At 62.1% G+C, this 6,591-nt stretch carries 8 protein-coding genes and 2 pseudogenes; 6 read left to right on the plus strand and 4 right to left on the minus strand.

Annotated elements, in window-relative coordinates:
* Positions 1-184: 184 nt before the first annotated feature.
* The gene (locus tag FF36_RS30780; protein ID WP_044888730.1) at positions 185-1,045 is read right to left on the minus strand and encodes a nucleoside triphosphate pyrophosphohydrolase family protein; all 861 of its coding nucleotides are present in this window, start codon (positions 1,043-1,045) and stop codon (positions 185-187) included.
* Positions 1,046-1,138: 93 nt separating this feature from the next.
* Between FF36_RS30780 and FF36_RS30785 the strand changes: the two genes are divergently transcribed.
* The 4 genes from FF36_RS30785 to FF36_RS35220 are packed head-to-tail and all read left to right on the plus strand — an operon-like array spanning position 1,139 to position 3,664.
* Complete coding sequence (locus tag FF36_RS30785; RefSeq protein WP_199865567.1) at positions 1,139-1,417, plus strand: phosphopantetheine-binding protein; 279 nt, start codon at positions 1,139-1,141, stop codon at positions 1,415-1,417.
* A 2-nt stretch (positions 1,418-1,419) separates the two neighbouring features.
* Positions 1,420-1,830, plus strand: a complete 411-nt coding sequence (locus FF36_RS41380; RefSeq protein ID WP_082122385.1) for a helix-turn-helix domain-containing protein — start codon at positions 1,420-1,422, stop codon at positions 1,828-1,830.
* A complete protein-coding gene (locus tag FF36_RS31945) occupies positions 1,827-2,816 on the plus strand; it encodes an ImmA/IrrE family metallo-endopeptidase (protein WP_082122386.1) in 990 nt (329 codons plus the stop codon). Before FF36_RS41380 ends, FF36_RS31945 begins: the two co-directional genes overlap by 4 nt.
* On the plus strand, positions 2,813-3,664 hold the full coding sequence (locus FF36_RS35220) for a thymidylate synthase family protein (RefSeq protein ID WP_128423447.1): 852 nt from the start codon (positions 2,813-2,815) through the stop codon (positions 3,662-3,664). Before FF36_RS31945 ends, FF36_RS35220 begins: the two co-directional genes overlap by 4 nt.
* On the opposite strand, the gene FF36_RS30795 is transcribed toward FF36_RS35220, so the two are convergent.
* The 3 genes and pseudogenes from FF36_RS30795 to FF36_RS41390 form a co-directional block, all read right to left on the minus strand.
* On the minus strand, positions 3,654-3,899 hold the full coding sequence (locus FF36_RS30795; protein WP_044888731.1) for a hypothetical protein: 246 nt from the start codon (positions 3,897-3,899) through the stop codon (positions 3,654-3,656). The two genes, FF36_RS35220 and FF36_RS30795, sit on opposite strands and share 11 nt — an antisense overlap.
* The coding region (locus FF36_RS41385) for a nucleotide kinase domain-containing protein (protein WP_422615134.1) at positions 3,893-4,275 on the minus strand (383 nt) is incomplete at its 5' end. The genes FF36_RS41385 and FF36_RS30795, both read right to left, overlap by 7 nt.
* Position 4,276: 1 nt before the next feature.
* Positions 4,277-5,119, minus strand: a pseudogene (locus tag FF36_RS41390) (nucleotide kinase domain-containing protein); the annotation flags it as partial.
* 55 nt (positions 5,120-5,174) lie between these two features.
* On the opposite strand from FF36_RS41390, the gene FF36_RS30800 reads away from it, so the two are divergent.
* Both FF36_RS30800 and FF36_RS39680 read left to right on the plus strand, forming a co-directional pair.
* Positions 5,175-6,134 carry a hypothetical protein gene (locus FF36_RS30800; RefSeq protein ID WP_128423448.1) on the plus strand — a complete coding sequence of 320 codons (960 nt, stop codon included), beginning with the start codon at positions 5,175-5,177 and terminating at the stop codon, positions 6,132-6,134.
* A 324-nt stretch (positions 6,135-6,458) separates the two neighbouring features.
* Positions 6,459-6,591, plus strand: a pseudogene (locus FF36_RS39680) (IS701 family transposase); the annotation flags it as partial.

The raw sequence follows: 6,591 nt of genomic DNA on the forward strand, positions 1-6,591 counted from the left end.
GAACCCGGCGAACTCTGACGTCGGAACCGGTGGATGGACACGACGTCGACGCACCACCCGATCATGAATGATCGGTCGCCGAGATGGCGGACTTCACCAACACAACAGTGCCGTCAGCACGTCCTCAGTCACACAGACAGGACCTACCCCGAGCAGGCCTGATCACCCATTGTGAAACGAGGTCTTACTCGGCGATGATCTTACGGTCTAGGAGGTCGATGAGAACGGAACCGCCGTCGTGGTCGCGAAGGTAATTCCAGGCGGTGTAGCCAGCGAGGATTGCCTGTTCCCAGTCTGCGGATCGTCGGACGCTGACCTCGAGCTGCCCCACTGATGAGCGGATAAGGTCGAGAAGGACCGTGTCGACGCGCTGGATGTCTCGGAGATAGTCATGGCTTGCGGCGTAGGCGAAGACCATGTGCGCGACACCTTCCTCGGCCACGATGGCGCGGCCGCCGTCCTCGGCCACGTCGATGAGTGGCTTACTACGCCGCTTTCGGCCGAGCAGCTTCCGTAGCACAGGTGACCACCCCAGGAGTGCGGCGTGCGCGAGATGGAAGACGTCGTGGAAGCGGTAGCCGTCGTCGACGTGTGAGGCGTCCGTGAGTGTGTTCCCGACCTGCTCACCCTCGAGCAGAAGCCGGGTCGTCACCGTCTGTTGATCACGATCGGTGGCAAAGGTGAAGCGGGCGTGGCGTGGGAGCTGTTCGGTGGTGGGGCAGTCCTCGTCGAAGAGGTCGGCGGTTGCCGAGGTGCGCCAGCGGTCGGTGACCTTGGTCAAGTTCGCGGTGGCGATGTCGTCGAGGTCGAGGTCGAGCTTGGTCGCGAGGGTCGCGAGGTACCACAGCACGTCGCCAAGTTCCTCCCGGAGGCGGCTCTTGGCAGTGAGGTGGGCTGGGCCGTCACGGAGAAGCTTCTTGTACTCGCTCGCGATCGACCCGGTCTCGCCGACGAGCCCGAGCAGGTGCACAGCCAGGTCCGGGAGCTCCTGCCCTGGGCGTTGGACGGTGCGGCTGGCCTTGGCCTGGTAGTCGCTCAGCTTCACATTGGCCCCCTGTCTGAGATTCCGACATCGCCTGTCGTACTATGGCACAAGTCTGGCATGAGGTCATCGCGCGGCGACTAGGAGTAGGCCTTGGTGAGTCGAGAACAGATTGAAGATCTGATCATCGAGCTGATGGCGGCCGAGCAGGAGGTGGACCCCGCGGAGCTTCGATGCGTCCTAGAGGAGGCGGGGCCGACGATGCCGGTCGATTCGGTCTTGGCCGTGGCTGTCCTTGTCGAGGTCGAGGAGCGTTTCGGAGTCCGGCTGCCCGCGGACGTTTCCACCGCGGAGCAGCTACGTTCGGTAACGGCATTTGCTGATGCAGTCCTGGCCGCCGCCGACGAAAATATCATCACGAAGCGGGCCAGCTGAACATGGCGGACTCGGGATACGACCGTTCGCCGACTATTGATAGCGGGGCTGTGCGTGACGGTGCAGAGGAATGGCGTCGACTGGGGGCGCGGCTGCGGGAAGTTCGAGAATATTTGAACTATTCGCAGCAGCTTGTCTCCGACCGGACGGGCATCCCTCGCTCTGCGGTGTCAGACATTGAAAGGGGAGGGCGTAAGGTAGACAGCCTTGAGCTGCGCAAGCTGTCCCGTCTATACAACTATCCGGCATCATACTTCCTCGATGAATCAGAGGACGCGAGGCCTGACGACCATGCGCTCCAGGCACTGACGCGAGCAATAGCGGGCCTCAGTGGAGAGGACAAAGAAGAGGTCCTAAGGTTCGTAGAATATCTGAACTATGTGGCGCAGACACGGAACCGACCTGGCAGATGATGAACTGGAGCGCGGCCAACCGGACCGCAATGATCGCCGCAACCCACGCGCACGGCGACTACAAGGTGGACGCAGGCCAGCGCATCGAGGTCGTAGGCGCCGCCAGGCGAGCGGGCATCATGGTGCATGCGCAACCGCTGACGAAGCTCTTCGGGATGTATGTTGATCGTCCCATGCCCGCCGCGGTGGTGAACAGCCGGCTTGACGTCTACGCGCAACGGCAGACCCTCGCGCATGAGCTCGGTCACCACGTGCTGAACCACGGTATGCAAGTCGACTTCGATCTGGATGCTACTTCCGCTCAGAGGTCTAGCTCGGGCGCGAGCTGGGCCGCGAGCAATGAGGAGCGGACAGCCGAGGCATTCGCTGCATGGTTCTTGATGCCTCGCACTGCTGTAAGAGCTACTGCGAGGCAGCTCGATATCGATCAAATCGACTCGGCTGACGATGTCTATCGGATCGCGCTCGCCTTGGGCGTCCCGTTGGCAACATTGCTTCGGCACCTACCGAACGTCCGCATGCTCTCAGCACAGAAGTCGCGGGAATGGGCGACCGTTTCACGGGCACAGGTCCGGCGCCGGCTCAACCGGGGGCTGCCCTCGCTGCCTAGACCGACCTCAGATGTCTGGCACCTTTCCGAGGAGTACCAGCTCCCGCAGGTCGTGGCTCGGCCGCATGACCGGATCGTCGTGACGCTGCCGTCTGAAGGTCGCCCTTCGGGCTGGCGGCTTGAGCATGCCGGAGACCTCATGGTCACAGCGACGACGGCCTTGATCGGCGGAATCGGCCAGACACCCGCGAGTCGCTTCGTGGTCGATGTACCAGAGAGCACCTCGGAGGGCGTGGAGTCTCACGGTCTTGTGCTCGCGTACGCGGACAGCGGCGGCCTCGTGGATCGACTTTGGAAGGTGACCGTGGCGGTCGCGGATGCCCGTCACGGAGTGAGCCCCGTCTGGTTGGACGGGAAAGGAGATGAAAGTCGTTGAGGGTTGCTGATCGTCTCATTGTGGCGAGTTCTGTCTCGGATGCCTGGCTGAGAACCGTGCAAGTCGCGCTGGACGCGCCCGACCACAAACTCTTTCACGCGGTAACTTCGATTGCCGAACCGTCAGCTGATGATTCTGCCGTGCGTTCGCGGGTCAACGGGCTGCTTCACGACAAGGGTATGGCACCGATCGAGACAGTCGCAAACACTATTTTCCCATACAGAATGGCCGCAACAGCCGCGAGTCCGGCGGTGCTCGTGGATAGGTATCGCAAGGCCTACCCCACCATCCGCAGGTTCGTTCCGAACAGGTGGGGTACCTATTTCGGCAGGATCGTGAGTTACCCGTCCGACGCAGGGCCCGTTGATCAGCTCGGCGAGACAATTCGACGGCTTAATGAAGAGCGCCGTGGTGGGCGGCCGAAATCTGCCCGGTACGAGTTGAGCGTCATGGAGCCATCGGATATTTCACGGCCCCTCCCCGCCGACGAGGAGCCGGAAGGTGGTACATGCGAAATCCCGGTCGCGATCCGCCAAGTGAGCGATAAGAATCCTATGGCGTTTCCATGTCTGTCTCACTGTTCATTTCAGCTTGACGGTGACACGCTCCACGCCGTGGCTCATTACCGAAGCCAATATCTGGTTCAGCGGGCCTACGGCAATTACCTTGGACTCGGCCGCCTCTTGGAGTATGTCGCGAGACAAGTGGATGCGCAACCGGGTCATCTGCTTGTCGTCGCGGGATACGCTCAGCTGGATGGCGCGGCCATTCGGCGTGTGCGCCAGCTACTGGCCGACCTGAACCAGCCTGCGAAAACATCTGCGACAAGCACCGAAGTCAGCACCTAGCAGCCGGGTCAGGAGCGGCTTGCGGGGCCGAATTTGCGAGCGCGGCGGCCACCTCCGGCTGCTCAAGTACCTCCATGCAGGTCTCGGCATAGGCGACGAGCGAGGCGGCGGCTTCCTGCCAAGACTCGAGATCCAGGGGAGCGGACTCCGTGGCCTCGAGGTTCAGATCTTTGCTGATTCGCCAGCCCAGGTTCTCCAGGGTCTCGGCCAGGACCTCGAGCGCGCTAGCTACCATGCGGCCAACTCTCCCGACTCTACATCAAACAAAGTATTTTTGGACCGGTCTGAAAATTTCTTTTCCGGATACTCGCTACGCATCCGATGCGGGGCATCGCCGCCATTAATACCCCATTTTGGCGGGAACCAAGCGTCCAACGAGTCTGAGTTCATCCGGAAATGCTGCTTAATCCTACTCCGCCCACTGATGCCAGTTACGTGAGGATGCGCAACACGCGCATACTTATCCACCTCGCAAAAAAGATTCTGGCAGTCGATAAGCTTGAGCGGGCGGGTACCAGCGAGTCCCCGGAACGACAAACCTAGGCGTGCAAAATGTTCGTGCTGAGAGTCGACCATGTAGCGGATGATCTCTTCTTCAATGCCTGTGGCGGNGTCGCCGAAGCATTTTCTAATTCCGTCACGGGCGCCAGGCCCGGCGACTACGAATTCGTTTTCATCGAAGTCCAGAACCGTCGAGTAGTTGATATCGATCAGAAATTGGAAGGCGAGAAATTTGCCAAGCGACGGATACCCTTGGAGAATCTCGAAGGCCTCCGACATCGACTGCGCCTTCTGAAGCCTATCGGTGACACGATCATGCATCATCAGCCTGAGCAGGCGAAGATGGTTCGCGTGTTTTCTTTCGGCGCCAAGCCGAGGCGGAGGCATGACATAAGCGGCAGAATAGAGTCTCTTGCCCGCGGCCGCAACCGATGAGAGAGCACTTTCGTACCGGTCGATGTCGAAATCAACCCAGGTAAGATCACCGAACTCTTCCCGTAGACGCTCCCAAGTCTCGATCCGGTTGAAGAGTTTGAAAAGTAGCACGCGGAAGACGGTCTCGTCGGGCTCGGCTGATCCCGTATACGCAACGTTTTTGATCAGAAACTGACTGACGCGGTCGGCAGCGCGATAGCAGTTGGTGAAGCGGTGAGCAGCTATGACCGGATCCGTCGTCCAAGGCGGTCCGGCGCCAGTCAAGCGTGCCTCGTAGACCGCCTGCCGCGCAGCCGCGAACCGCCAGTAGCTGTCGAACACGACCGTCGGCGTCAGCAGCCGACCCGCGACCGTGACTGTTCGGGGCGTCGCAGGGTCAGCTCGGCACCAGGTTGTGGAGCCGTCGCCCGGGTTGCACGTCACGTCGGCAGCCGACGCCCTCGCGACCAGCCCGTCGGTCACGTCGAGGACCTGCTGCACCGCCGTCCCTGCGGAGTTCCGACCGCTTCGCGCCCTCACGAGATTAAAGTACTCTAAACGCAGACTTTAATCCTCTCCGCCACGCGGAGGACTCGTGACCGATCCCCGACGCCGTGGACGCCCTGCCCGCGATCAGCACCTGGGCAGATTCGTTGACGGCGCGTCGCTGGCAGGTCCCGACATCCGTTGGAAGCCAGGCACAGGGGATCCACCCGAGTCGGTAGCGCTGGCCTACCTTCAGCACCGGCTCATCGCCGCCGTGCGGGCCGCCGAGCCGGACATCGACCATGTCGCTCTCGAACTGCGGCTCGGCAGACCCCGGAACAGCCTTCGCGGTGTGATGAATGGGCGAGACCCGCTTCAGATCGAGGACGCCCTGCGGATCGCCCTCGCGTTCGACGTTCCGCTGCAGCACGGTGTCGAGCGCCGCGACCTGCTTCCGCCCGACTACGTGCCCTGGACCCGTTGGTCGCCCGGAAACACGCTGCCGACGATCATTTCTCCGTCGGAACGGGCCTGGGCCGAGCTCGCAGGGCATCTAGGCGCGTTCTTTCTCGCAGAACGGCAACGGCAGACCGACCAGCTCGTGACCAGCGAAGTCCTCCTGCGGGAGGCGGCGCTATACCTCGATCGCAACGGACTCGCGGCTGGACTCGCGGACCTCGGCATGCGTGCCGCCGCGCCCCAGCTGCGCTACCAGCAGACCCCACCGCTGATCGTCGAAGCTGTCGTCATCGGTGACGAATCGAGCGAGACGATCGAAGCGATGATCGTCGACCTGGCCCGCCCACCGACGATCGCGGAGCAATTTTGGATCATTGTGCTCCAGGCTGGGGCAGCCACCCGGCTTGTCGAGCGGCTCCCCGACGTCGTTCATGGCGATGTCGGACAGACCATCACCTTGTCGGCCGAGCTCCTGGGTCGCTTCGGAGCCCCTTCGCCAGTAGGCGAGCTACCGTCCGATGTAGATCGCCTAGTCGTGGGACGGGCTGACCCAACAAACGATCTAGGAATTCGTATTCTGCGGTCCGTCAAGGACGCAGCCCTGCCCTGAGCGCGGGCATGTTCCCTGTGGGGTGCGGAAAGTCGGCCTAGTACTACAGCGACAGTGGTCGGTGTGTGATCTCTTGCTTCGAGTGCGGNGTGGNGTGGACGGAAGAGCGGCCACCGTGTGTTTCTCCATGTTTTGTGAGAACAAAGGGAGAGACCGCGGTGGCCGCGGCTCAGAGTGTATCCGAGGTGGATGTNGCGATGTGGGAGGCNGGGCTGGAGGAGCTGTTCGGCCGGGTGGAAGGCTGTTTCCGGTCTGATCAGCCCCGGGCGCAGGCGCGGGCGTATGTGGCGGGGNTGTTGTCTCGGACCGANCGGAAGAACGGGNGGACGCTGGCGGAGTTCAGCCGTGAGTCCGGGCCGCAGAAGATGCAGCGGTTGTTGAACGAGTACGCGTGGGACGCCGACGGGGTACGCGACGTGGTTGCGGCCTATGTGGTGGAGCATCTGGCCGAGCCGGA

The sequence above is a fragment of the Frankia torreyi genome, from assembly GCF_000948395.1.
Taxonomy (GTDB): Bacteria; Actinomycetota; Actinomycetes; order Frankiales; family Frankiaceae; genus Frankia; species Frankia torreyi.

Coding starts and splice junctions, on each gene's coding strand:
- FF36_RS30795 (WP_044888731.1), bottom strand. CDS start 3,899: ATGGTAGCTAGCGCGCTCGAGGTCCTGGCCGAGACCCTGGAGAACCTG.
- FF36_RS41380 (WP_082122385.1), top strand. CDS start 1,420: ATGGCGGACTCGGGATACGACCGTTCGCCGACTATTGATAGCGGGGCT.
- FF36_RS31945 (WP_082122386.1), top strand. CDS start 1,827: ATGATGAACTGGAGCGCGGCCAACCGGACCGCAATGATCGCCGCAACC.